At 59.6% G+C, this 21217-nt stretch carries 24 protein-coding genes; 15 read left to right on the top strand and 9 right to left on the bottom strand.

All coding sequences use genetic code 11. From position 1 onward, the window contains the following. Window positions 1–114: 114 nt before the first annotated feature. Window positions 115–330, top strand: a complete 216-nt coding sequence (locus tag J5M57_RS16095) for a dodecin (protein WP_083367411.1) — start codon at window positions 115–117, stop codon at window positions 328–330. A gap of 124 nt (window positions 331–454) precedes the next feature. Continuing rightward, window positions 455–676, top strand: coding sequence for a DUF1161 domain-containing protein (locus J5M57_RS16090; protein ID WP_207848713.1), 222 nt, complete (start codon window positions 455–457; stop codon window positions 674–676). Between the two features lie 72 nt (window positions 677–748). On the opposite strand, the gene J5M57_RS16085 is transcribed toward J5M57_RS16090, so the two are convergent. Further along, complete coding sequence (locus J5M57_RS16085; RefSeq protein ID WP_207848712.1) at window positions 749–1750, bottom strand: LLM class flavin-dependent oxidoreductase; 1002 nt, start codon at window positions 1748–1750, stop codon at window positions 749–751. 240 nt (window positions 1751–1990) lie between these two features. Here J5M57_RS16085 and J5M57_RS16080 point away from each other — a divergent pair, with 240 nt between their 5' ends. Both J5M57_RS16080 and J5M57_RS16075 read left to right on the top strand, forming a co-directional pair. After that, window positions 1991–2422: an OsmC family protein gene (locus tag J5M57_RS16080; protein ID WP_207848711.1), complete on the top strand. Its 432-nt coding sequence runs from the start codon at window positions 1991–1993 to the stop codon at window positions 2420–2422. A gap of 221 nt (window positions 2423–2643) precedes the next feature. Continuing rightward, on the top strand, window positions 2644–2883 hold the full coding sequence (locus J5M57_RS16075) for a DUF1161 domain-containing protein (protein ID WP_207848710.1): 240 nt from the start codon (window positions 2644–2646) through the stop codon (window positions 2881–2883). Window positions 2884–2889: 6 nt separating this feature from the next. On the opposite strand, the gene J5M57_RS16070 is transcribed toward J5M57_RS16075, so the two are convergent. Both J5M57_RS16070 and J5M57_RS16065 read right to left on the bottom strand, forming a co-directional pair. Beyond that, entirely contained in the window at window positions 2890–3309 is a 420-nt protein-coding gene (locus J5M57_RS16070) for a hypothetical protein (RefSeq protein WP_169842787.1), read from the bottom strand. Window positions 3310–3349: 40 nt separating this feature from the next. Beyond that, window positions 3350–3772: a hypothetical protein gene (locus tag J5M57_RS16065; RefSeq protein ID WP_207848709.1), complete on the bottom strand. Its 423-nt coding sequence runs from the start codon at window positions 3770–3772 to the stop codon at window positions 3350–3352. 58 nt (window positions 3773–3830) lie between these two features. Between J5M57_RS16065 and J5M57_RS16060 the strand changes: the two genes are divergently transcribed. Then, entirely contained in the window at window positions 3831–4922 is a 1092-nt protein-coding gene (locus J5M57_RS16060) for an aminopeptidase (protein WP_207848708.1), read from the top strand. A gap of 100 nt (window positions 4923–5022) precedes the next feature. Here J5M57_RS16060 and J5M57_RS16055 read toward each other — a convergent pair whose 3' ends face one another. Together J5M57_RS16055 and J5M57_RS16050 are read right to left on the bottom strand one after the other, a co-directional pair. Next, window positions 5023–5673, bottom strand: coding sequence for an HAD family hydrolase (locus J5M57_RS16055; protein ID WP_207848707.1), 651 nt, complete (start codon window positions 5671–5673; stop codon window positions 5023–5025). Between the two features lie 28 nt (window positions 5674–5701). After that, window positions 5702–6247 (bottom strand): gamma carbonic anhydrase family protein, encoded by a 546-nt coding sequence (locus tag J5M57_RS16050; protein ID WP_169842791.1) that lies wholly within the window; start codon window positions 6245–6247, stop codon window positions 5702–5704. A gap of 88 nt (window positions 6248–6335) precedes the next feature. On the opposite strand from J5M57_RS16050, the gene prlC reads away from it, so the two are divergent. Together prlC and J5M57_RS16040 are read left to right on the top strand one after the other, a co-directional pair. Further along, the gene (gene prlC, locus J5M57_RS16045) at window positions 6336–8387 is read left to right on the top strand and encodes an oligopeptidase A (protein ID WP_207848706.1); all 2052 of its coding nucleotides are present in this window, start codon (window positions 6336–6338) and stop codon (window positions 8385–8387) included. Next, window positions 8384–8671: a YheV family putative zinc ribbon protein gene (locus J5M57_RS16040; protein WP_064585299.1), complete on the top strand. Its 288-nt coding sequence runs from the start codon at window positions 8384–8386 to the stop codon at window positions 8669–8671. Before prlC ends, J5M57_RS16040 begins: the two co-directional genes overlap by 4 nt. A gap of 45 nt (window positions 8672–8716) precedes the next feature. Here the strand turns inward: J5M57_RS16040 and J5M57_RS16035 are convergent, their stop codons facing one another. Continuing rightward, window positions 8717–9361, bottom strand: coding sequence for a dual specificity protein phosphatase family protein (locus J5M57_RS16035; protein WP_083367416.1), 645 nt, complete (start codon window positions 9359–9361; stop codon window positions 8717–8719). Window positions 9362–9666: 305 nt separating this feature from the next. Here J5M57_RS16035 and J5M57_RS16030 point away from each other — a divergent pair, with 305 nt between their 5' ends. From J5M57_RS16030 to J5M57_RS16020, 3 genes are read left to right on the top strand one after another with little or no spacing between them, the layout of a single operon-like run. After that, a complete protein-coding gene (locus J5M57_RS16030) occupies window positions 9667–10413 on the top strand; it encodes a gluconate 2-dehydrogenase subunit 3 family protein (RefSeq protein WP_169842793.1) in 747 nt (248 codons plus the stop codon). Window positions 10414–10415: 2 nt separating this feature from the next. After that, entirely contained in the window at window positions 10416–12200 is a 1785-nt protein-coding gene (locus tag J5M57_RS16025; RefSeq protein WP_064585294.1) for a GMC family oxidoreductase, read from the top strand. A gap of 12 nt (window positions 12201–12212) precedes the next feature. Next, window positions 12213–13511 carry a cytochrome c gene (locus J5M57_RS16020; RefSeq protein ID WP_207848705.1) on the top strand — a complete coding sequence of 433 codons (1299 nt, stop codon included), beginning with the start codon at window positions 12213–12215 and terminating at the stop codon, window positions 13509–13511. A gap of 55 nt (window positions 13512–13566) precedes the next feature. Here J5M57_RS16020 and J5M57_RS16015 read toward each other — a convergent pair whose 3' ends face one another. After that, window positions 13567–13836: a hypothetical protein gene (locus J5M57_RS16015; RefSeq protein WP_207871973.1), complete on the bottom strand. Its 270-nt coding sequence runs from the start codon at window positions 13834–13836 to the stop codon at window positions 13567–13569. A gap of 260 nt (window positions 13837–14096) precedes the next feature. Between J5M57_RS16015 and J5M57_RS16010 the strand changes: the two genes are divergently transcribed. Continuing rightward, a complete protein-coding gene (locus tag J5M57_RS16010; protein WP_169842796.1) occupies window positions 14097–14642 on the top strand; it encodes a hypothetical protein in 546 nt (181 codons plus the stop codon). A 105-nt stretch (window positions 14643–14747) separates the two neighbouring features. On the opposite strand, the gene J5M57_RS16005 is transcribed toward J5M57_RS16010, so the two are convergent. Next, window positions 14748–15050, bottom strand: coding sequence for a hypothetical protein (locus J5M57_RS16005; protein ID WP_169842797.1), 303 nt, complete (start codon window positions 15048–15050; stop codon window positions 14748–14750). Window positions 15051–15291: 241 nt separating this feature from the next. On the opposite strand from J5M57_RS16005, the gene J5M57_RS16000 reads away from it, so the two are divergent. The 3 genes from J5M57_RS16000 to J5M57_RS15990 all read left to right on the top strand — a co-directional run bounded on the left by J5M57_RS16000 (window position 15292) and on the right by J5M57_RS15990 (window position 18936). After that, window positions 15292–16350 carry a PA0069 family radical SAM protein gene (locus tag J5M57_RS16000; RefSeq protein WP_207848704.1) on the top strand — a complete coding sequence of 353 codons (1059 nt, stop codon included), beginning with the start codon at window positions 15292–15294 and terminating at the stop codon, window positions 16348–16350. A 237-nt stretch (window positions 16351–16587) separates the two neighbouring features. Next, window positions 16588–17319 carry a carbonic anhydrase gene (locus J5M57_RS15995; protein WP_207848703.1) on the top strand — a complete coding sequence of 244 codons (732 nt, stop codon included), beginning with the start codon at window positions 16588–16590 and terminating at the stop codon, window positions 17317–17319. 90 nt (window positions 17320–17409) lie between these two features. Then, complete coding sequence (locus J5M57_RS15990; RefSeq protein ID WP_064585287.1) at window positions 17410–18936, top strand: SulP family inorganic anion transporter; 1527 nt, start codon at window positions 17410–17412, stop codon at window positions 18934–18936. Window positions 18937–19059: 123 nt separating this feature from the next. Here J5M57_RS15990 and J5M57_RS15985 read toward each other — a convergent pair whose 3' ends face one another. Further along, window positions 19060–19692 (bottom strand): hypothetical protein, encoded by a 633-nt coding sequence (locus tag J5M57_RS15985; RefSeq protein ID WP_169842800.1) that lies wholly within the window; start codon window positions 19690–19692, stop codon window positions 19060–19062. Window positions 19693–20062: 370 nt separating this feature from the next. Between J5M57_RS15985 and coxB the strand changes: the two genes are divergently transcribed. Next, on the top strand, window positions 20063–21190 hold the full coding sequence (coxB, locus tag J5M57_RS15980; RefSeq protein ID WP_064585283.1) for a cytochrome c oxidase subunit II: 1128 nt from the start codon (window positions 20063–20065) through the stop codon (window positions 21188–21190). Window positions 21191–21217: the final 27 nt, after the last annotated feature.

Genomic DNA, 21217 nt, shown 5'->3' with positions numbered 1-21217 from the left:
CGAGAAAGTGCAGAAAATCTGAACTTCGCTTGCGCCGTGGCACCGAAATCAACAGAGCAGATTCACTGCTAATCTCAATTCCACACGTCAATTTCACCCGTCAAGGAGTTCGCCATGAGTGACCATCACACGTACAAGAAAGTCGAGCTGGTCGGCTCGTCCACCACCAGCATCGAAGACGCCATCAACAATGCGCTGGCTGAAGCGAACAAGAGCATCAAACACCTGGAATGGTTTGAAGTGGTCGAGACCCGTGGCCACATCAAGGACGGCAAGGCAGCGCATTTCCAGGTCACGCTGAAAGTCGGCTTCCGGATTGCCAGCAGCTGAGTTTGCGCTACGCTTCTGAACTTGCGCGCTGGCCGAGTGCCATAGGAATGGCAAAGCGCTACAAGGTGAGCGCATCGGGATGCCCGATGCCCGCCTCTTTTAATCCGACCAGGGAGTGCGACCGATGAAGAAGTTCATATTGGCAGTAGGTTTGTTGAGCCTTGCGGGTGGCGCGTTTGCTGCTGGCAAGCCTTGTGAAGAGCTGAAAAGCGAGATTGCGGCGAAGCTGGATGCCAAGGGCGTTGCAGGGTATTCGCTGGAGGTTGTCGATAAGGGAACCAATGGCGGAAAAGTCGTTGGCACCTGCGAGGGCAAGACCAAGGAAATCGTGTACAAACGCGGGTGATCGCGATTGAAATGCAAAAGCCGACGCGAAGGCGTCGGCTTTTTTGTGGGTGATGATTTTCTATTGCGGGCGTCAGCCCTTCATCACCTGCGCCAGCAATTCATAGGAATGCAGGCGATCGGCATGCTCATACAGGTCGCAGGTGAAAATCAGCTCATCGGCCTGGGTCTGCTCGACCAGCACCTCCAGCTTCGCACGGATCTTCTGCGGGCTGCCGACCATCGCCAGACCGAGGAAATCACCCACCGCCTCGCGTTCATGGGGCAGCCACAGGCCGTCCATGCTTTTCACTGGCGGACGCTGCACCAGACTCTGCCCACGCATCAGCGCGAGAATGCGCTGGTACACCGAAGTCGCCAAGTAATCGGCCTTCTCATCGGTATCCGCCGCCACCAGCGGCACACCAAGCATCACGTACGGTTTATCGAGCACCGCCGACGGTTTGAAGTGGTTGCGATAGACGCGAATCGCCTCATGCATGAAACGCGGCGCGAAGTGCGAGGCAAAGGCATAAGGCAAACCGCGCTCACCGGCCAGTTGCGCACTGAACAGACTGGAACCGAGCAACCAGATCGGCACATGGGTGCCGGTGCCGGGCATGGCGATCACCCGCTGATCCGGGGTGCGCGGACCGAGGAACCGCGCCAGCTCGGCGACGTCTTCCGGGAAGTCATCGGCACTGCCGGAACGCTCGCGGCGCAGGGCACGGGCAGTCATTTGATCGGAACCCGGCGCACGGCCCAGACCCAGGTCGATGCGTCCCGGATACAGGCTTTCCAGGGTGCCGAACTGTTCGGCGATCACCAGCGGCGCGTGGTTGGGCAGCATGACGCCGCCGGAGCCGACGCGAATCGTCGAGGTGCCGCCGGCCAGATAGCCCAGCAACACCGAGGTGGCCGAACTGGCGATGCCGTCCATGTTGTGGTGCTCGGCGACCCAGAACCGGGTATAGCCGAGCTTCTCGACGTGCTGCGCCAGGTCCAGCGAGTTGCGCAGCGACTGCGCCGGGCTGCCGTTTTCGCGCACCGGCACCAGATCGAGGGTAGAAAATTTTACATCTGAGAGTTGCTTCATAAACCTGCTTCTCCGAGTGAGGAGGCAGGTTTTTCTTGCGAACGAAAACCTGCCGAATCCATAAGCGTGTTTTGTGCAATGAGGGCATATACCCGAATTTCAATAGCGCAGACGAAATTTCCTACTAAAAAAGTCAACCATTCAGATGAGCTGAACTTTGTCCCGGCGTCTATCCTCAGAAGCCTTGCAAGCAAAACCACGACGGCGCGGCGTTCCGCGCCAGATCTTGAGGAGGCAGACATGGCTATCGTGAAGAAAGCATCCGCACATTGGGCAGGCGATCTGAAAACCGGCATCGGCTCGATCTCGACCGAAACCGGTGTCCTCAGAGAAGCGCCCTACGGCTTCAAGGCCCGCTTCGAAGGCGGCAAGGGCACCAACCCGGAAGAACTGATTGGCGCGGCCCATGCCGGCTGTTTTTCCATGGCGTTTTCGATGATTCTCGGCGATGCCGGCCTGACGGCCGAGAGCATCGACACCAACGCTGAAGTCACTCTGGATAAAGTCGAGGGTGGTTTTGCGATCACCGCGGTGAAGCTGATCCTCAAGGCGAAAATCCCGGGGGCGACCCAGGCGCAGTTTGAAGAACTGAGCAACAAGGCCAAGGAAGGGTGCCCGGTGTCCAAGGTGTTGAATGCCAAGATCACCCTTGAAGCTTCGTTGGTCAGCTAAGTCGGCGCTGACTGGCCCATTCGCGAGCAGGTCGCTCCCACAGGGGATGTGTTTGTGAACACGTCCAATGGGGGGGCGAGCCTGCTCGTGATGGCGATCCAAAATTACCGCAGTACTTGAAGATGTGAGCGAAGTCAGAACCCGCCGCGCAAAAATATGGTCGAATACGTGACAGCAGCTTCAGCGCACGCCCGTGCGCGCTGCACCAGGGAGCTTCATCTATGAAACGTATTGGCTTGGCTATTCTCTGCAGTGCACTGGCCACAACGGTTCTGGCCGCACCGAAAGATTGTGAAGAATTGAAGAACGAGATCGAGGTCAAGATCCAGGCTAACGCGGTGCCCTCCTACACGCTGGAAATCGTCAGCAAGGAAGAGGCCGACAAGCACGACGTGGCCATGGTCGTCGGCACCTGCGACTACGGCACCAAGGCGATCATTTATCAGAAAAACGGCAACTGATCCGTCTCAGCTGACGCAGTTGATATCGCGATCCTCGGCAACGATCTCGCGTTTGGCGTTGTACAACCGCGCACTCGGCGTGAACCCCAGCGAACGCCCTTCCAGCAAGTAACGCTGGCCGGCTTCGAAATGGTCGTAGCGGATATACAAGTAGCACAGGCGCTCGACCGGGCCGGTCATCAAGCTGCCGCCGCCGCCAAACACTTCGAAGTCGTAACGCACCCGCAGCTCATGGCTGCCGGGCGTGACCTGGAAAAATCTGCCGTCAGTCAGCCGTACATTATCCAGACGCTCGGCCATGAGCAGTTTGCCGCCGGGGGTCGGGGTCGCGAAATCGACCCAGGCCATTTGTGGATCAACCGGTGGCAACGGGGTCTGGCAACCGGCGAGAGCGCCGACCGCGAGCAACAGCATCAACTTGCGCATGATGGATGTCCAAGGATTCAGACCTTCAGCATAGCGCCGATCACGTGCGTTGACAGCCTGCAGGGGTGCCTTGGCCGACGACCTTGCGCTGCTCGTCGTAGAGCTTCGCCCATGGCCGGAAACCGATGCTGCCGGCCTGCAGTTGATAGCGCTGACCCGCGCTGAAATCCTTGAATTTCACATTCAACTGACAGTCGCGCCACAGCGGCTCGGCATCGGGGCCGATGTTGGTGGCGTCGACCGGGAATTGATAGCGCACCTGCAATTGGTGGCTGCCGGGCTCAACTTCAAAATAACGTTTTTCGACGGTCGCCTTGTCATCGACTTTCAGCGCTTGCAGCGCCGTGTCCTGTTGCCGGGCATCGAGGTCGATCCAGGCTTGCGAGGGGTCAGGGTCGGGCATTCCGAATCCGGCACAACCGGCCAGCGTCAGCAGGCCTCCTGTCAGCAACAACATGCGCATAGCGAAGCTCCAAATGGCGGGATAGTCTTGCGGGCAGACTTTCCAAAGGATTTTTATTTTGAGCAGGCCGCTTCCCAGCCATGGGTTACTTGATCGCGTTTTTCGGATTTTGTTTCCGGGTGTGATGTTTTTGTTGCTCAACGGTTGTTCCAGCGTCAGCTATTACAGCCAGCTGGCCAGCGGTCAGTTGCAACTGCTGCGGGCGCGCGAGCCGGTAGCCAAGGTGATCGCCGACCCCAGCCGCGATGCGGCATTGCGCACGCACCTGATCCAGTCGCAGAAGGCTCGGGCCTTCGCCAGCGAACAACTGCACCTGCCGGACAACCAGAGCTATCGCCTGTACGCCGACATTGGCCGGCCCTACGTGGTGTGGAACGTGTTCGCCACCCCGGAGTTTTCCCTGACCCCGCAGAACCATTGCTTCCCGATCGCCGGTTGCGTGGCCTATCGCGGCTACTACAGCCAGAGCGCTGCCCGTGGTGAAGCGGCGATCCAGCGTCTGCAAGGCATGGACGTGTCGATTGGCGGCGTCGAGGCCTATTCGACCCTGGGCTGGTTCAACGACCCGATTCTCAACTCGATGATGGGCTGGGGCGACGAGCGCCTGGCCACGCTGATCTTCCATGAACTGGCGCACCAGCGCTTCTATGTGAAGGACGACACCGAGTTCAACGAGTCCTTTGCCACGTTTGTGGAACAGGAAGGCACCCGGCAGTGGCGGGCGTTTCGGGGCCTGCCGCCAGACACTGACTCGCGGCTCCAGCAACGTGACCAGTTCATCGAGTTGGTCCTGGAAACGCGCTCACGCCTGGAAAAGCTCTATGCCCAGGCACTGCCGGCCGAGCAGATGCGCGAGCGCAAAGCGGCAACGTTCGAGCAGTTTCGTCGCGAATATCGACTGATGCGCGACAGCCAGTGGGCCGGGGACAAGCGCTATGACGCCTGGGTGAATATGCCGCTGAACAATGCGCGGTTGTTGCCGTTCGGGCTGTATGACCAGTGGCTGCCGGCGTTTGCGGCGCTGTTCAGGCAAGTTGGGGGGGATTGGGCGCGGTTTTATGCTGAGGTCGAGAAATTGGGTGAACTGCCGGTGGCTGAGCGCAAGGCAGCGCTGAAATCGCTGGCAGATTCTCAGCCCTTCAATGGCTGAATCGGCCTCATCGCTGGCAAGCCAGCTCCCACAGGTGAGTGATGTATTCAGGTCCACCTCAATCACTGTGGGAGCTGGCTTGCCAGCGATGGTGTACTGATCAGTGCCGCAAAAACGCCTGATGCAACTCCGCCAGCGTTTCAAAGTGATAAGCCGGCGCTTCGGCATTCAACTCTTCAAAACTGCCAAACCCGTAACCTACCGCCGCCGCGTCGAGCCCGTTGCTGCGCGCGCCGATCAGGTCGTGCTTGCGATCGCCGATCATCAGCGTAGTGGCCGGGTCCAGCCCCTCTTCGGCCACCAGGTGCGCAATCAGCTCGACCTTGTTGGTCCGCGTGCCATCCAGTTCACTGCCGTAGATCACCTTGAAGTGTTTGGCGAAGTCGAAATGCCGGGCGATCTCGCGGGCGAACACCCATGGCTTGGAGGTCGCGATATACAGCTGTCGCCCCTGGCCGGTCAGGGTTTCGAGCAATGGCGTGACGCCGTCGAACACGCGGTTTTCGTAGAGGCCGGTGACCTTGAAGCGCTCGCGATAGAAATTCACTGCTTCCCAGGCCTTGGCCTCATCGAAACCATAGAACTGCATGAACGCCTGCAACAGCGGCGGGCCGATGAAATGTTCGAGCTTGGTCAGGTCCGGCTCATCGATGCCGAGCTTGCCGAGGGCGAACTGGATGGAACGGGTGATGCCCTCACGCGGGTCGGTCAGGGTGCCATCGAGGTCGAATAGTACGGTCTGGTAATGCATGAAAAATCCCGGGCAATAGAGAGAAAAGTCAGAGCTGGTCGTAGCCTTCGGCCAGATGCAGATCCTTGAGCTTCACGTAGTTCGCCGCGCTGTAGGTGAAAAAGGCGCGTTCCTTGTCGGTCAGCGGGCGGACTTGTTTCACCGGGCTGCCCACGTAAAGGAAGCCGCTTTCCAGGCGCTTGCCCGGCGGCACCAGACTGCCGGCGCCGATGATCACGTCATCTTCAACCACCGCGCCGTCCATGACGATGCTGCCCATGCCGATCAGCACGCGGCTGCCGACGCTGCAGCCATGCAGCATGACCTTGTGGGCAATGGTCACGTCATCGCCGATCAGCAGCGGGAAGCCGTCCGGGTTGAACGGGCCGGCATGGGTGATGTGCAGCACGCAGCCGTCCTGCACGCTGGTGCGCGCACCGATACGGATGCGGTGCATGTCGCCGCGGATCACGGTCAGCGGCCACACGGAGCTGTCTTCGCCGATTTCGACGTCGCCGATCACCACCGCCGAGGCGTCGACAAACGCGCCTTTGCTGAGCTGCGGGGTGTGATTCTGATACTTGCGAACGGACACGATAAGTTCTCTCTCTGTCGCCGATAGCTGCGGTGAATGCCGATTGTAATTAAGATGGTTGCATGTTTCCCCAGCCAAGGTGCCAACCGTGAGCGTGAACAACCCTCTTCTGCAGTCCTACGACCTGCCCCCGTTCTCCACGATCCGTGCCGAACATGTGCTGCCAGCGATTGAAACCATTCTGGCCGACAACCGTGCCGCCATTGCCGAGATCCTCAAGACCCAGGGTCAGAACCCTACCTGGGCCGGCCTGGTATTGGCGATGGACGAACTCAATGATCGCCTCGGCGCCGCCTGGAGCCCGGTCAGCCACCTCAACGCCGTGTGCAACAGCGCCGAACTGCGCGAAGCCTACGAGTCGTGCCTGCCGGCCCTGAGCGCCTACTCCACCGAGATGGGCCAGAACCGCGAGCTGTTCCAGGCCTATGAAGCGCTGGCCAACAGCCCGGAAGCCGCCGGTTTCGACGTGGCGCAAAAGACTATTCTGGAACACGCCCTGCGCGATTTCCGCCTGTCGGGTATCGACCTGCCGGAAGCCGAGCAGAAGCGCTACGCCGAAGTGCAGAGCAAACTGTCCGAGCTGGGCAGCCGCTTCTCCAACCAGTTGCTCGACGCCACGCAAGCCTGGACCAAGCACGTCACCGCCGAAGCCGCCCTCGCCGGCCTGACCGATTCGGCCAAGGCGCAAATGGCGGCTGCCGCACAGGCCAAGGGCCTCGACGGCTGGCTGATCACCCTGGAATTCCCGAGCTACTACGCGGTGATGACCTACGCGCAAGACCGCGCGCTGCGTGAAGAAGTCTACGCCGCCTACTGCACCCGTGCCTCGGATCAAGGCCCGAACGCCGGGCAGAACGACAACGGCCCGGTGATGGAAGAGATCCTCGACCTGCGCCAGGAACTGGCCAAATTGTTGGGTTTCGCCAGCTTCTCCGAGCTGAGCCTGGCGACCAAGATGGCCGAGTCCAGCGATCAGGTGCTGAGCTTCCTGCGCGACCTGGCCAAGCGCAGCAAGCCGTTTGCCGCACAGGACCTGCAACAGTTGCGTGCCTTCGCCGCCGAACAGGGCTGCGCCGATCTGCAAAGCTGGGACAGCGGTTTCTACGGCGAAAAACTCCGCGAGCAACGCTACAGCGTCGCTCAGGAAACCCTGCGTGCCTACTTCCCGATCGATAAAGTCCTCGGCGGTCTGTTCGCCATCGTCCAGCGCCTGTACGGCATCGAAATCGCCGAACTGAAAGGCTTCGACACCTGGCACCCCGACGTGCGCCTGTTCGAGATCAAGGAAAACGGCCAGCACGTCGGCCGCTTCTTCTTCGACCTCTACGCCCGCGCCAACAAGCGCGGCGGTGCCTGGATGGACGGCGCCCGCGACCGTCGTCGTACCGTCGACGGCGTGCTGCAAAGCCCGGTCGCCAACCTGGTGTGCAACTTCACCCCGGCCGACAGCGGCAAGCCTGCGCTGCTGACCCACGATGAGGTGACCACCCTGTTCCACGAATTCGGCCATGGCCTGCATCACCTGCTGACCCGCGTTGATCACGCCGGTGTCTCCGGGATCAACGGCGTGGCCTGGGATGCGGTCGAGCTGCCGAGCCAGTTCATGGAAAACTGGTGCTGGGAGCCGGAAGGCCTGGCGCTGATTTCCGGTCATTACGAAACCGGCGAGCCGCTGCCACAGGACCTGCTGGAAAAAATGCTCGCGGCGAAGAACTTCCAGTCCGGGCTGATGATGGTGCGCCAGCTGGAATTCTCGCTGTTCGACTTCGAACTGCACGCCACCCACGGTGATGGCCGCAGCGTTGCCCAGGTGCTGGAAGGCGTGCGCGACGAGGTGTCGGTCATGCGTCCTCCGGCGTACAACCGCTTCCCCAACAGCTTCGCGCACATCTTCGCCGGCGGTTACGCGGCTGGCTATTACAGCTACAAGTGGGCCGAAGTGCTGTCGGCAGATGCCTTCTCCAAGTTCGAAGAGGATGGCGTGCTCAATGCCGACACCGGTCGTGCCTTCCGCGAAGCGATTCTGGCCCGTGGCGGTTCGCAGGCGCCGATGGTGCTGTTCGTCGACTTCCGTGGCCGCGAGCCATCGATTGACGCACTCTTGCGCCATAGCGGCCTGAGTGAGGACGCGGCAGCATGAGTGAGGCACCTGTGATTACCAAGAAACGCTTTATCGCCGGGGCTGTCTGCCCGGCGTGCAGCGAGCCGGACAAGCTGATGATGTGGAGCGAAGACAACGTGCCGCACCGCGAGTGCGTGGCCTGCGGTTACTCCGATACGCTCAATGAGCAGGGGCTGTCGGTACCGAAAGAGCTGGGCACGCGGGTCAACACCAGCGCGCTCAACAAACCTGCTCCGGACAAAACGGTGCAGGCGGTCCAGTTCTTCCCGAATCCGAAACTGAAGAAAAAGTCCGAAGACTGAGCCGGTGAATAGCCCTCCACGGAGCAACGCCGTGGAGGGCTCGGCTTATTTGAGGTTGACCGACTGCAACCAGCTCTTCATCGAGCAGGTCGCAAACGCACTGGTGCTGCAATCGCCATTGGCCAGCGCGGTGCGCAGTTTGTCGGCATCGGCCTGCATCACATAGCGCACGCCATCCTTGAAATGGCCGCTTTCACCAAACCCGCCCTGAGTCATCTCATTCAGCGCGTCTTCCTTGCTCCAGCCCTGCACCACGATCCGGTACATCGCAGCCATCAGGCCAGTACGGTCGGAACCGTGCTTGCAATGCATCAACACCGGGCCATTGGCTTCGGCAGCCTGAATCGCGCGCAACGCCTTGAGCACATCGGCGTCATCAACATGGTTGGTGCGATAAGGCAGTTGCACCTGATTGATGCCTGGTTCGGACAGCCAGCGGCTGTCGGCTTCCGGCAGGAAGTTGATCACCGTCGCCACTTTCAGGTTCTTCAGCAACGGCACCGCGCCAGCATCCGGCAAGGCACTGCGGTAAAGCGTTGGCGACATCTGGAACAGGTTGTACTGGACTTCAACCGGTTGTGCCCACTCAGGCGGACGCGATGACGCAGAAGCGTCAGCTTGTGCCGGCATCAAGTGCAGCAGGGCAACCAGCGACAAACATAAAACAGGAAAAAGGCGCACTCGTGACATGCTGGGCTGACCGTATCGGGATTCATCAATGAAAGGCCTTGCAGCTTCCACGTCCGACGGTCAAAGCCCTGTGAGGCACTTGTCAAAGAATCGTGAATCCGCGCGATTTCATTGAGCGCCGGGTAAAAAAACCGCGGCTTTTTCCGCTGAATCGGTTCAACCCGATGATTAGCCTGCTACCATTTGTCACACGATGTTGCAGGCGTCCCCCTTTTCCCGGTCAACCGGGACTCGCGCCGCGACGAAAAAATGCTCAAGCCGTTCGCAGAAACGGACAACCATCAATGCCTGATGAGGTGCACCCCATGTCTGATGCAGATCGAGACAACCCGCGGCGTGAGTTCTTGCGCAAATCCCTGACCCTGATTCCCGTGGTCACTCTCGCCGGTAGCGGCTTGGGCAGCAGCGTGTTGCAAGCGGCGCCTGAAGCCACCCCGACGGCGCCCGCAGCAACCCCGACGAAAACCGAGGCCGGTGCCTACCAGCCGAGCTATTTCACCGCCGAGGAATGGGCCTTCATCAATGCCGCCGTGGCGCAATTGATCCCCAACGACGCCCAGGGCCCGGGTGCCCTGGAAGCCGGCGTGCCGGAATACATCGACCGCCAGATGAACACCCCGTACGCCGCCGGTGCCCTGTGGTACATGCAGGGTCCGTTCAACGCAGACGCCGCCCCGGAGATGGGTTGGCAGAGCAAACTGGTGCCCAAAGAGATCTATCGCCTCGGCATCGCTGCCACGGACCAGTGGGCAAAATCCCTCAACGGTAAAACATTTGCCGAGCAAGACAGCGCTACCCGAGACGATTTGCTCAAGCAACTGGAAGCCGGCAAACCGCAGTTCGATGCGGTTCCGGCGAAGATTTTCTTCAATCTGCTGCTGCAAAACACCAAGGAAGGGTTCTTCTGCGACCCGATCCACGGCGGCAATAAAGGCATGGTCGGCTGGACCATGATCGGCTTCCCCGGCGCCCGCGCCGATTTCATGGATTGGGTGGAACGCAACGAGCAATACCCCTTCCCGGCAGTTTCGATTCGCGGCGAGAGGGCTTGAGCATGGCAACCGTAATGAAGAAGGTCGACGCGGTGATCGTCGGTTTCGGCTGGACCGGCGCAATCATGGCCAAAGAGCTGACCGAAGCCGGGCTCAATGTACTGGCGCTGGAGCGCGGGCCGATGCAGGACACCTACCCCGACGGCAACTATCCGCAGGTGATCGACGAACTCACCTACAGCGTGCGGAAAAAACTCTTTCAGGACATCTCGAAAGAAACCGTCACCATCCGCCACAGCGTCAACGACATCGCCCTGCCGAACCGCCAGTTGGGTGCGTTCCTGCCGGGTAATGGCGTGGGCGGCGCCGGGTTGCACTGGTCGGGCGTGCACTTCCGGGTCGATCCGATCGAGTTGCGCATGCGCAGCCATTACGAAGAGCGCTACGGCAAAAGCTTCATCCCCAAGGACATGACCATCCAGGACTTCGGCGTCAGCTATGAAGAGCTGGAGCCGTTCTTCGATTTCGCCGAGAAAGTCTTCGGCACCTCGGGCCAGGCCTGGACCGTGAAGGGCCAACTGGTCGGTCAGGGCAAAGGCGGCAACCCGTACGCGCCGGATCGTTCCAACCCGTTCCCGCTCGAGGCGCAGAAAAACACCGTTTCCGCACAGCTGTTCGGCAAAGCGGCGACAGAAGTCGGTTACAAACCCTACAACCTGCCCTCGGCGAATACCTCAGGCCCGTACACCAATCCCTACGGCGCACAGATGGGCCCGTGCAACTTCTGCGGATTCTGCAGCGGCTACGTGTGCTACATGTATTCCAAGGCCTCGCCGAACGTGAACATTCTGCCGGCGCTCAAGCCGCTGCCGAATTTCGAGCTGCGGCCTAACGCCCATGTCCTGCGGGTCAACCTCGACAGCACCAAGTCCAAGGCCACCGGCGTGACTTACATCGACGGTCAGGGCCGCGAGATCGAGCAACCGGCGGATCTGGTGATCCTCGGCGCCTTCCAGTTGCACAACGTGCGCCTGATGCTGCTCTCGGGCATCGGCAAGCCGTACGACCCGATCAGCGGCGAAGGCGTGGTCGGGCGCAACTTCGCCTACCAGAACATGGCGACCATCAAGGCGTTCTTCGACAAGGACACCCACACCAACAACTTCATCGGTGCCGGCGGCAACGGCGTGGCGCTGGATGACTTCAACGCCGACAACTTCGACCACGGTCCGCACGGCTTTGTCGGCGGTTCGCCGATGTGGGTCAACCAGGCCGGCAGCCGGCCGATTGCCGGCACTTCAAACCCGCCGGGCACTCCGGCCTGGGGCAGCGCGTGGAAACGTGCGACCGCCGATTACTACACCCACCAGGTGTCGATGGACGCCCACGGCGCGCATCAATCCTACCGTGGCAACTACCTCGATCTGGACCCGGTGTACCGCGATGCCTACGGCTTGCCGCTGCTGCGCATGACCTTCGACTGGCAGGAAAACGACATCAAGATGAACCGGTTCATGGTCGAAAAAATGGGCAAGGTCGCCCAAGCCATGGGGCCGAAAGCCATCGCGGTGATCGGCAAGCAGGTCGGTGATCACTTCAACACCGCGGCCTACCAGACCACCCACCTCAACGGTGGCGCGATCATGGGCACCGATCCGAAGAAGAGCGCGCTGAACCGCTACCTGCAGAGCTGGGACGTGCACAACGTGTTCGTACCGGGTGCATCGGCATTCCCGCAGGGTCTGGGCTACAACCCGACCGGGCTGGTGGCGGCGTTGACCTACTGGTCGGCCAAGGCGATCCGCGAGCAGTACCTGAAAAACCCCGGCCCGCTGGTTCAGGCATAAGGAGCGATGACCATGAAAAATCTCGTTATCGCGACCCTGGCCCTGCTCGGCAGCGCGGCTGTACACGCTGCCGACGTTGATTCAGCGTTGATCAAACAAGGCGAATACCTCGCCCGCGCCGGCGACTGCGTGGCCTGTCACACCGCCAAGGGCGGCAAGCCGTTCGCCGGCGGCCTGCCGATGGAAACCCCGATCGGCACGATCTACTCGACCAACATCACCCCGGACAAAACCGGCCTCGGTGAGTACAGCTTCGAGGACTTCGACAAAGCCGTGCGCCATGGCGTCGCGAAAAACGGCAGTACCTTGTACCCGGCGATGCCGTATCCGTCCTACGCCCGCGTCAGCGAAGCCGACATGCAAGCGCTGTACGCGTACTTCATGCACGGCGTAGAACCGGTGGCACAGGAGAACAAGGCCAGCGACATCCCATGGCCGTTGAGCATGCGCTGGCCGTTGATGGGCTGGCGCTGGCTGTTTGCGCCGAAGGTCGAGGATTACCAGGCAACGTCGGACGATCCGGTGATCGACCGTGGCGCCTATCTGGTCGAAGGCCTCGGCCATTGCGGCGCGTGCCATACGCCACGTGCCCTGACCATGCAGGAAAAATCCCTGAGCGCCACTGACGGCAAAAACTTCCTCGCCGGCAGTGCACCGCTGGAAGGCTGGATCGCCAAGAGCCTGCGCGGGGATCACAAGGACGGTCTCGGCAGCTGGAGCGAGGCGCAACTGGTGCAGTTCCTCAAGACCGGGCGCAGCGACCGCAGCGCGGTGTTCGGCGGCATGAGCGATGTGGTCACCCACAGCATGCAATACATGACCGACGCCGACCTGACCGCGATTGCCCGTTACCTCAAGTCGCTGCCAGCGACTGATCCGAACGATCAGCCGCACCAGTACGACGAGAAAGCCGCCAAGGCCCTGTGGAACGGCGACGACAGCCAACGCGGCGCAGCGGTGTACATCGACAATTGCGCGGCCTGCCACCGCACCGACGGCCACGGCTATACCCGAGTGTTCCCGGCCCTGGCGGGCAATCCGGTGCTGCAATCGGACGACCCGACCTCGTTGATTCACATCGTGCTCAAGGGCGGAACATTGCCGGCCACGCACACGGCGCCATCGACCTTCACCATGCCGGCATTTGCATGGCGCCTGTCAGACCAGGAAGTCGCCGACGTGGTGAGCTTTATCCGTGGCAGTTGGGGCAACAAGGGCGCACCGGTAAAGGCTGCCGACGTCGAAAGCCTGCGCAAGAATGATATGCAGACCACTTCCGGGGATGATCTGGGGCAAGTCACTTCGCATTAACGAGACATGAATACCGCTGACATGGCATTAATGCTTTGTTGTGTCAGCGGGTAATTCAACGCCTGGACTGAAAGCCCTTGAATTGTGCAAAGGCATCGGCCAACTGCAAGTAGAGCTTCTTGTCGTATTTATCGACGTCGCCATCGCCGTCGACAACGTCTTCGGAAATCAAGTCATAACGACCGTTACCTTCCGTCGAAGAAGCGAACAACGAGTAGTCGTAATCCATCATTTTGGTGGCGTCTTTATCGTAGTGATAAAACACGACTTCCGGATTTCCGTCTCGGTCCATATCCGCAATTTCCAGCAACATCCTGCTAGTCATGCCGTAAATCCTTCAGTTGATTGCACTGGCCAATCGGCAATCTTCCGCTGTTTTCCAGAAGTTAACGAGTGGGAGAAATCCGGTCTACTGTCAGGCTTGACAGGGTGTACAACATCCAGTCAGTAAACTTGAGTCCTCCATGCTGTAAATGCATACACCTGTCAATTCTGACAGTAGACGTTCGCTTTTACGTTACTTAGGGTGCAAAGGGACACAGATCCGATTGCCCTTAATATCGCGCTGGCATGGAGCACAAAGACATGAGCTATTCACTGTTATATGAGTTCAAAGACACGGATGGGAACGGAACAGCTGAAGCGGTAATTTCCCGATACAACAATGGAGACGCTGTTAACTCCGCGCCTGACGTGGTGGTCACAGCGTACGCCAGTGCCGCCAACGGAAAATATGACACGGTCACCGGAGTCGACGATGTCGAGGGCGACGGCGACATAGATGAGGATGACGAATCCTATTACACCCTGGCAGGCGAACTTGCCTCTGCTTTGGTCGGTTTGAGTACTGTCGGTGCGGGCCGTCTCTACAAATGCATACTTATCTCATTCGGAGACAACGCCTCAGGGAACAAAATTGCCGACGTTAATATTGGCTTGTTTAACGTGGCGAACCCCGATTTGACTCGCCCGGATGCAGTGGTGACCGTCACAGGTTATGACAAGGGGTTGTATAAAAAAGTGTCAGGGTCGACGGACGCAGACGGTGATGGCGATATTGATCTGGACGATGAGTTTATTTTCAGAAAAATCGCCGGTTCCTTTGCGTCAATGAGAGACTTTAAAATTTGAAATAACCGCTGACATAGTGAGTGCGGTGTCGACGAAACACAGTCCGACAAAAACCCTGCATGCGTAATTCATGCAGGGTTTTCTGTGCATTTATCGCGGTGCGCCTTACGGATTAACGATACTTGCATAAGCCTTGGCCAGCGCCGCCAACTTGGCTTTGTCATCACCATCAATGTCACCGTCGCCATCCACATCCTTCTTGTCCGTGCGAATAGTGAACGACTTGCCGCGATCAGCGGATACAGCGACCACGTAAATCGAATCAACCAACGCCTCGGTCGACAGTTGCTCTTCGGCATTCCAACCCAGTTCTTTGCGGGCAAGTTGCATGGAAACAATAGTATTGGGCTCCGATGGATCCGGAAGCATCATTTGCAGAAAAACACCACGCTGATTGAGGTACGACATAAATAACATCCTTGAAAATATTTATCAGGCGTCAGTGCCCGTAAGTTTCGAAGACTATATTTGCCAACTTTCCTTCACAACCGGGCATATGTTTCTCGGGTTGTCGATTGTTAAATTTATGCAACCAAGCCACGAACCGGTTTCCAGGTTTTGCGCTGTTTTGATTCCCTGGCCGAACGGTACTGGATCGCGTCAAGGCTGATCGGATACTGTATGGACATACAGATACGAGATTGCCTCAATGATCAGCCCTCTCCCGCCGCGTGGCCGCGGCACCGCCACCAACCCGCACAACCGCTTTGCGCCGAACCGTTCGGTGGCCGAGGATGACGGCTGGTATCAGGAAGTGCCCGACACGCAGAACACCGAGGTGATGATCGAAACCGCGAAAACCATCATTACCCGCAACACCTCGCCGGACCTGCCCTTCGACCGCTCGATCAATCCCTATCGCGGCTGCGAGCACGGCTGCATCTATTGCTACGCGCGACCCAGCCACGCCTATTGGGACATGTCGCCGGGGCTGGATTTTGAAACGAAGCTGATCGCCAAGACCAACGCCGCCCAGGTGCTGGAAGAACAGTTGAGCAAACGCGGCTACCAGTGCGCGCCGATCAACCTTGGCTCCAACACCGATCCGTATCAGCCCATCGAACGCGAACACCGGATCACCCGCCAGACCCTCGAAGTGCTGCTGCGCTATCGGCACCCGGTGACCATCGTCACCAAGGGTTCGCTGATTTTGCGCGACCTCGACCTGCTCACTGAACTGGCGCAGCAACGGCTGGTGGCGGTGATGATCAGCCTGACCACCCTCGACGACGAACTCAAACGCATCCTCGAACCGCGCGCAGCGGCGCCCAAGGCCCGATTGCGGGCGATACGGGTGATGCGCGAAGCGGGCATTCCCGTGGGGGTGCTGTGTTCGCCGATGATTCCGATGATCAACGACAGCGAAATCGAAAGCCTGCTGACCGAGGCGCATGCCGCCGGTGCGCAAAGCGCCGCATACATGATGCTGCGCCTGCCGCTGGAGGTGGCGCCGCTGTTCGAAGAATGGTTGCAGGCGCACTACCCGCAGCGTGCCGCGCATGTGCTGAGCCTGGTGCGCCAGAGCCGGGGCGGCGAGCTGTACGACAGCCGTTTTGGCGTCAGGATGCGCGGCGAGGGGCCGTTCGCCGATCTGCTCGCGCAGCGTTTCGCCAAAGCCATTAAACGTCTCGGTTTAAATCACCGCGAAGGCTACAACCTCGATTGCACGGCCTTCTGTCCGCCGGGTCGTCAGATGTCGTTGATTTAGCGACAATCCGCCTTGGTTGATGGGTTGAAATCCTTTCATCGAAATGCCCCAGTCACGTTTTTTGTGATCTGGAACACACGTTCTAGAGCGCTTGATTCAGTTTGAGTTAAGTTTCGGCGGCTACCTTGTTCATCGAGTGACTGACGGGTCTGGATGACCCGGATGTTTTAAACAGCCACTGGCTTTACACCGGAATACACGGGAATGACTCCCCGAATCCGCCAAAGAGGATGAATCATGAGTGACAAGGATAAACAGCCGTTGGCTGCGTCGGCGCAAGCCGTCCCTGGGGCGGTATCCGCCGATGCAGCGCTGAAAACCATCGTTGACGGCTTTTTGCATTTTCATCATGAGGTCTTCCCGCAGCAGGAAGAACTCTTCAAGAAACTCGCCACGGCGCAATCGCCACGCGCGATGTTCATTACCTGCGCCGACTCGCGCATCGTGCCCGAACTGATCACCCAGAGTTCACCCGGCGATCTGTTCGTGACCCGTAACGTCGGCAACGTCGTACCGCCTTACGGCCAGATGAACGGCGGCGTCTCCACCGCCATCGAATACGCGGTGCTGGCGCTGGGCGTACAGCACATCATCATCTGCGGCCACTCCGATTGCGGCGCCATGCGCGCAGTGCTCAATCCGGACAGTCTGGAAAAAATGCCGACGGTCAAAGCCTGGCTGCGTCATGCGGAAGTGGCAAAAACCATGGTGCACGAAAACTGTAACTGCACCGACGAAAAAGAAAGCATGCCGATCCTCACCGAGGAGAACGTCATCGCCCAATTGCAGCACTTGCGTACCCATCCTTCGGTAGCCTCGCGCATGGCGAACGGTCATCTGTTCATCCATGGCTGGGTCTACAACATCGAAACCAGTGAAATCAAAGCTTACGACGCGGATCAGGGACGTTTCCTGCCGCTCGACGGCAGCCATCCGATTCCGGTGGCGACGCCCAAAGCGCGCTTCTAAATCCTCCTAAACATCTGTGTGGTTTGACGCCGGTCGCTGTTTCAGCGATCCGGCCTCGCCATGCCTGAAGAAAACTTCGGGAGAGTCACCATGCGTGCTGCTCAATTGAAAGCGGTTCTGCCACGGGAGCTGCTGGCTTCGGTGGTTGTGTTCCTGGTCGCCCTGCCGCTGTGCATGGGTATTGCGATTGCTTCCGGGTTGCCGCCGGCCAAAGGCCTGATCACCGGGATCATCGGCGGTCTGGTGGTCGGTTGGCTGGCGGGCTCGCCACTGCAGGTCAGCGGTCCGGCGGCCGGGCTGGCGGTGTTGGTGTTCGAACTGGTGCGCCAGCACGGGATCGAGATGCTCGGGCCGATTCTGTTGCTCGCCGGTTTCCTGCAACTGGTGGCCGGGCGCCTGAAACTCGGTTGCTGGTTTCGGGTGACGGCGCCAGCGGTGGTCTACGGCATGCTGGCGGGGATCGGCGTGTTGATCGTGCTCTCGCAAGTGCACGTGATGCTCGACGCCAAGCCGCAACCCTCCGGCCTGGATAACCTCACGGCCTTCCCCGGCGCGGTGGCGCAAGCCTTGCCGTCGTTCGGCTGGCAGGCCGGTCTGCTCGGGCTGGCGACCATCGCGGTGATGTGGCTGTGGGAGAAGTTTCGCCCGCATTCGCTGCGATTCATTCCCGGTGCGCTGCTCGGTGTTGGCCTGGCGACCGGCGCCAGCCTGCTGCTGGCGTTGCAGGTCAAACGGGTTGAGGTACCGGAGAACCTGGCCGAAGCCATCGACTGGCTGAAACCGGCGGACCTGCTCAGCCTCGCTGATCCAACCCTGTTGATTGCTGCGTTTGCCGTGGCGTTCATCGCCAGCGCCGAAACCCTGCTGTCGGCGGCGGCGGTGGACCGCATGCACAGCGGTGTGCGTTCAGACTTCGACCGTGAGCTGTCGGCGCAAGGTGTCGGCAACATGCTCTGCGGACTGGTCGGTGCGCTGCCGATGACCGGGGTGATCGTGCGCAGCTCGGCCAACGTCCAGGCCGGTGCGACCACGCGTTATTCGACGATCTTCCATGGCCTGTGGCTGCTGGGCTTCGTGCTGTTGCTGTCGAGCGTGCTGCAAAGCATTCCGGTGGCGAGTCTGGCGGGGGTGCTGGTGTACACCGGTTTCAAACTGGTCGACCTCAAAGCATTTCGCGGTCTGGGTCGTTATGGGCGGATGCCGATGTTCACCTACGCCGCCACGGCGCTGGCGATCATCTTCACCGACCTGTTGACCGGCGTGCTGATTGGTTTCGGTCTGACCCTGTTGAAACTGGCGTTCAAGGCTTCGCGGTTGAAAATCAGCCTGATCGACCTGCCGCAGGACGGCGAGATGGAGTTGCGCCTGGTCGGTGCAGCGACCTTCCTCAAGGTGCCGGCGCTGACCCAGGTACTGGGCAGCATTCCAGCGGGCACGACGGTGCATGTGCCGCTCAATAACCTGAGCTACATCGATCATTCGTGTCTGGAGTTGCTGGAAGAATGGGGCCGGGCGAACGCGGCGAAGGGGTCGAAGCTGTTGATCGAGTCGCGAGGGTTGAAGCGCAGGCTTGAGGGACGGATTCGCACAACCACAGGTATCGGCGCGGCCGGTTAAATCTTCCCGCCTGAACACAAACCCTGTAGGAGCTGCCGCAGGCTGCGATCTTTTGATCTTGATTGTTAAGAACCACATCAAAAGATCGCAGCCTGCGGCAGCTCCTACATTGGATTGTGTAACTCAGGCGGCAGGCTGGTCGAGTTCCAGGCCCACGCCCAGGCGACGGCTCATGCACGGCCAGCGTTTCCAAGCGGCGCCGGTGTCCGGGCTGCTGAGTTTCTCGCGATAGGCTTCCACCGATTCCAGCGCAAAGCTGTCATCGTCGAGCATGGTGTCCACCGCGTGGTGGACGACTTCATCCAGTTCGTTGGCAAATTTCTCACCGAGCAACTGGTGAGCAATCAGGTTGGCGACCGTCATGTCCAAGGGGATCAGTGGCTGGCCAAAATGCTTGATGTACAGGTCGTTGACCTCTTCGACAAAGCGATGCGCCAGATAGGCCTCGTCCAGCAGATGTTCCAGGCCCACTGGTGGCTGGAGGAAATACTGCTCGGCGATTTTCAGCACCGGTTTGATCTGTGACTCGATTCCCGCTTCCCTGGCGACTTCATTGGCTGCATCCAGCAGGTCAGGCACTTCATCGATGTAGGCTTCGACAAAACGCGTCAGCACGGCCTTGGCATCGGTTTCCGGCAATTGGATCGAGGGGTGCAAATGGGGCAGTTGTTCTTCCAGCTGACGAGTCAGCCGTCCGGTTTCGTTTTCGGTTTGTCGGGCTTTTTGGATCTGCTCGCGCAATGCGGCGGTGTTCATGAAAACTCCAGGGTACAAGGCATTGAAATAGGGAAGACATAAGTTAGCTGGCTTACGAAAAATGCTAAGACGCATTTGTCATAATTATTTCATCCTTGATGCACCGGCGTTATATCGGCTCGCCACCACTCGTCTGCATCCTTCTCCATTCGTGCCCTTGAACGCAAGCCCCGGCTGTTTCAGATCATTTACGCGCCGACATTGCAATTCCCGATGGCTGTCTATACTCGCCATTGAATGGAGTTAGCTGATGACGCCCGACTGCACCCGCAGCAAGGCCCGGCGATTCAAGTTCGTAGTCTGATGCAGCCGCTCCCTTGCCGCAGGCGTTACGCCTCCGGGATAACAAGAACGATAAGGGGAACCCGCAATGATGCGACATCCACACGTCTGGATGGGCCTCCTGTTGTGGTCGATTTTCAGCCAGGCCAACGCGGCCTGGACTGTGAATATGGCGCCTGGAGCGACTGAAATCAGTCACGCAGTATTCGACCTGCACATGACCATTTTCTGGATCTGTGTGGTGATCGGGATCATCGTCTTCGGCGCCATGTTCTGGTCGATGATCGTGCATCGCCGCTCGACCGGGCAGGTCGCCGCGAAATTCCACGAAAGCACCACCGTCGAAATTCTCTGGACCGTCGTGCCGCTGCTGATTCTGGTGGCGATGGCGGTTCCGGCGACTGCGACCCTGATCCGCATGTACGACACCAGTGAGCCGGATATCGATATCCAGATCACCGGTTACCAGTGGAAGTGGCACTACAAATACCTGGGCCAGGACGTCGAGTTCTTCAGCAACCTGGCCACACCCGCCGAACAGATCCACAACAAGGAAGCCAAGGGCGAGCACTACCTGCTCGAAGTCGACAAGCCGCTGGTGCTGCCGGTCGGCGCCAAGGTGCGTTTCCTCGTGACCTCCGCCGACGTGATCCACTCGTGGTGGGTGCCGGCGTTCGCGGTCAAGCGCGATGCGATCCCGGGGTTTGTCAACGAAGCCTGGACGCGCATCGACAAACCCGGCATTTACCGCGGCCAGTGCGCCGAGCTGTGCGGCAAGGATCACGGCTTCATGCCGATCGTGGTCGACGTCAAGGAGAAGCCCGACTACGACAAGTGGCTGGCCGACCGCAAGGCCGAAGCGGCGCAGCTCAAGGAGCTGACCAGCAAGGAATGGACGCTGGACGAGCTTAAAGAGCGCGGCGACAAGATCTATCACACCACTTGCGTGGCCTGTCACCAGGCTGAAGGCCAGGGCCTGCCGCCGATGTTCCCGGCGCTCAAGGGCTCGAAAATCGCCACAGGGCCGAAAGAAGGCCACCTGAGCATTGTCTTCCACGGCAAGCCCGGCACCGCCATGGCGGCGTTCGGCAAGCAGTTGTCGGAAGTCGATATCGCAGCGGTCGTGACCTACGAACGTAACGCCTGGGGCAACAACAAGGGCGACATGGTCACGCCAAAAGAAGTGCTTGAGCTCAAACAGGCGGAAAGCAAATGAGCCGGCCCACCGCGTATTTCGTGAAAC

The sequence above is a fragment of the Pseudomonas sp. 86_A genome (genome assembly GCF_017491705.1).
In the GTDB taxonomy this organism is placed as follows: domain Bacteria; phylum Pseudomonadota; class Gammaproteobacteria; order Pseudomonadales; family Pseudomonadaceae; genus Aquipseudomonas; species Aquipseudomonas koreensis.
The sequence above is the reverse complement of the archived record's forward strand: the minus strand, read 5'-3'. Positions and strand labels throughout refer to the sequence as shown.

What these genes read in the sequence shown, in the direction of transcription:
- J5M57_RS16095 (WP_083367411.1), top strand. Translation starts at nt 115, where the DNA reads ATGAGTGACCATCACACGTACAAGAAAGTCGAGCTGGTCGGCTCGTCC.
- J5M57_RS16090 (WP_207848713.1), top strand. Translation starts at nt 455, where the DNA reads ATGAAGAAGTTCATATTGGCAGTAGGTTTGTTGAGCCTTGCGGGTGGC.
- J5M57_RS16085 (WP_207848712.1), bottom strand. Translation starts at nt 1,750, where the DNA reads ATGAAGCAACTCTCAGATGTAAAATTTTCTACCCTCGATCTGGTGCCG.
- J5M57_RS16080 (WP_207848711.1), top strand. Translation starts at nt 1,991, where the DNA reads ATGGCTATCGTGAAGAAAGCATCCGCACATTGGGCAGGCGATCTGAAA.
- J5M57_RS16075 (WP_207848710.1), top strand. Translation starts at nt 2,644, where the DNA reads ATGAAACGTATTGGCTTGGCTATTCTCTGCAGTGCACTGGCCACAACG.
- J5M57_RS16070 (WP_169842787.1), bottom strand. Translation starts at nt 3,309, where the DNA reads ATGCGCAAGTTGATGCTGTTGCTCGCGGTCGGCGCTCTCGCCGGTTGC.
- J5M57_RS16065 (WP_207848709.1), bottom strand. Translation starts at nt 3,772, where the DNA reads ATGCGCATGTTGTTGCTGACAGGAGGCCTGCTGACGCTGGCCGGTTGT.
- J5M57_RS16055 (WP_207848707.1), bottom strand. Translation starts at nt 5,673, where the DNA reads ATGCATTACCAGACCGTACTATTCGACCTCGATGGCACCCTGACCGAC.
- J5M57_RS16040 (WP_064585299.1), top strand. Translation starts at nt 8,384, where the DNA reads ATGAGTGAGGCACCTGTGATTACCAAGAAACGCTTTATCGCCGGGGCT.
- J5M57_RS16035 (WP_083367416.1), bottom strand. Translation starts at nt 9,361, where the DNA reads ATGTCACGAGTGCGCCTTTTTCCTGTTTTATGTTTGTCGCTGGTTGCC.
- J5M57_RS16030 (WP_169842793.1), top strand. Translation starts at nt 9,667, where the DNA reads ATGTCTGATGCAGATCGAGACAACCCGCGGCGTGAGTTCTTGCGCAAA.
- J5M57_RS16025 (WP_064585294.1), top strand. Translation starts at nt 10,416, where the DNA reads ATGGCAACCGTAATGAAGAAGGTCGACGCGGTGATCGTCGGTTTCGGC.
- J5M57_RS16020 (WP_207848705.1), top strand. Translation starts at nt 12,213, where the DNA reads ATGAAAAATCTCGTTATCGCGACCCTGGCCCTGCTCGGCAGCGCGGCT.
- J5M57_RS16015 (WP_207871973.1), bottom strand. Translation starts at nt 13,836, where the DNA reads ATGACTAGCAGGATGTTGCTGGAAATTGCGGATATGGACCGAGACGGA.
- J5M57_RS16010 (WP_169842796.1), top strand. Translation starts at nt 14,097, where the DNA reads ATGAGCTATTCACTGTTATATGAGTTCAAAGACACGGATGGGAACGGA.
- J5M57_RS16005 (WP_169842797.1), bottom strand. Translation starts at nt 15,050, where the DNA reads ATGTCGTACCTCAATCAGCGTGGTGTTTTTCTGCAAATGATGCTTCCG.
- J5M57_RS16000 (WP_207848704.1), top strand. Translation starts at nt 15,292, where the DNA reads ATGATCAGCCCTCTCCCGCCGCGTGGCCGCGGCACCGCCACCAACCCG.
- J5M57_RS15995 (WP_207848703.1), top strand. Translation starts at nt 16,588, where the DNA reads ATGAGTGACAAGGATAAACAGCCGTTGGCTGCGTCGGCGCAAGCCGTC.
- J5M57_RS15990 (WP_064585287.1), top strand. Translation starts at nt 17,410, where the DNA reads ATGCGTGCTGCTCAATTGAAAGCGGTTCTGCCACGGGAGCTGCTGGCT.
- J5M57_RS15985 (WP_169842800.1), bottom strand. Translation starts at nt 19,692, where the DNA reads ATGAACACCGCCGCATTGCGCGAGCAGATCCAAAAAGCCCGACAAACC.
- coxB (WP_064585283.1), top strand. Translation starts at nt 20,063, where the DNA reads ATGATGCGACATCCACACGTCTGGATGGGCCTCCTGTTGTGGTCGATT.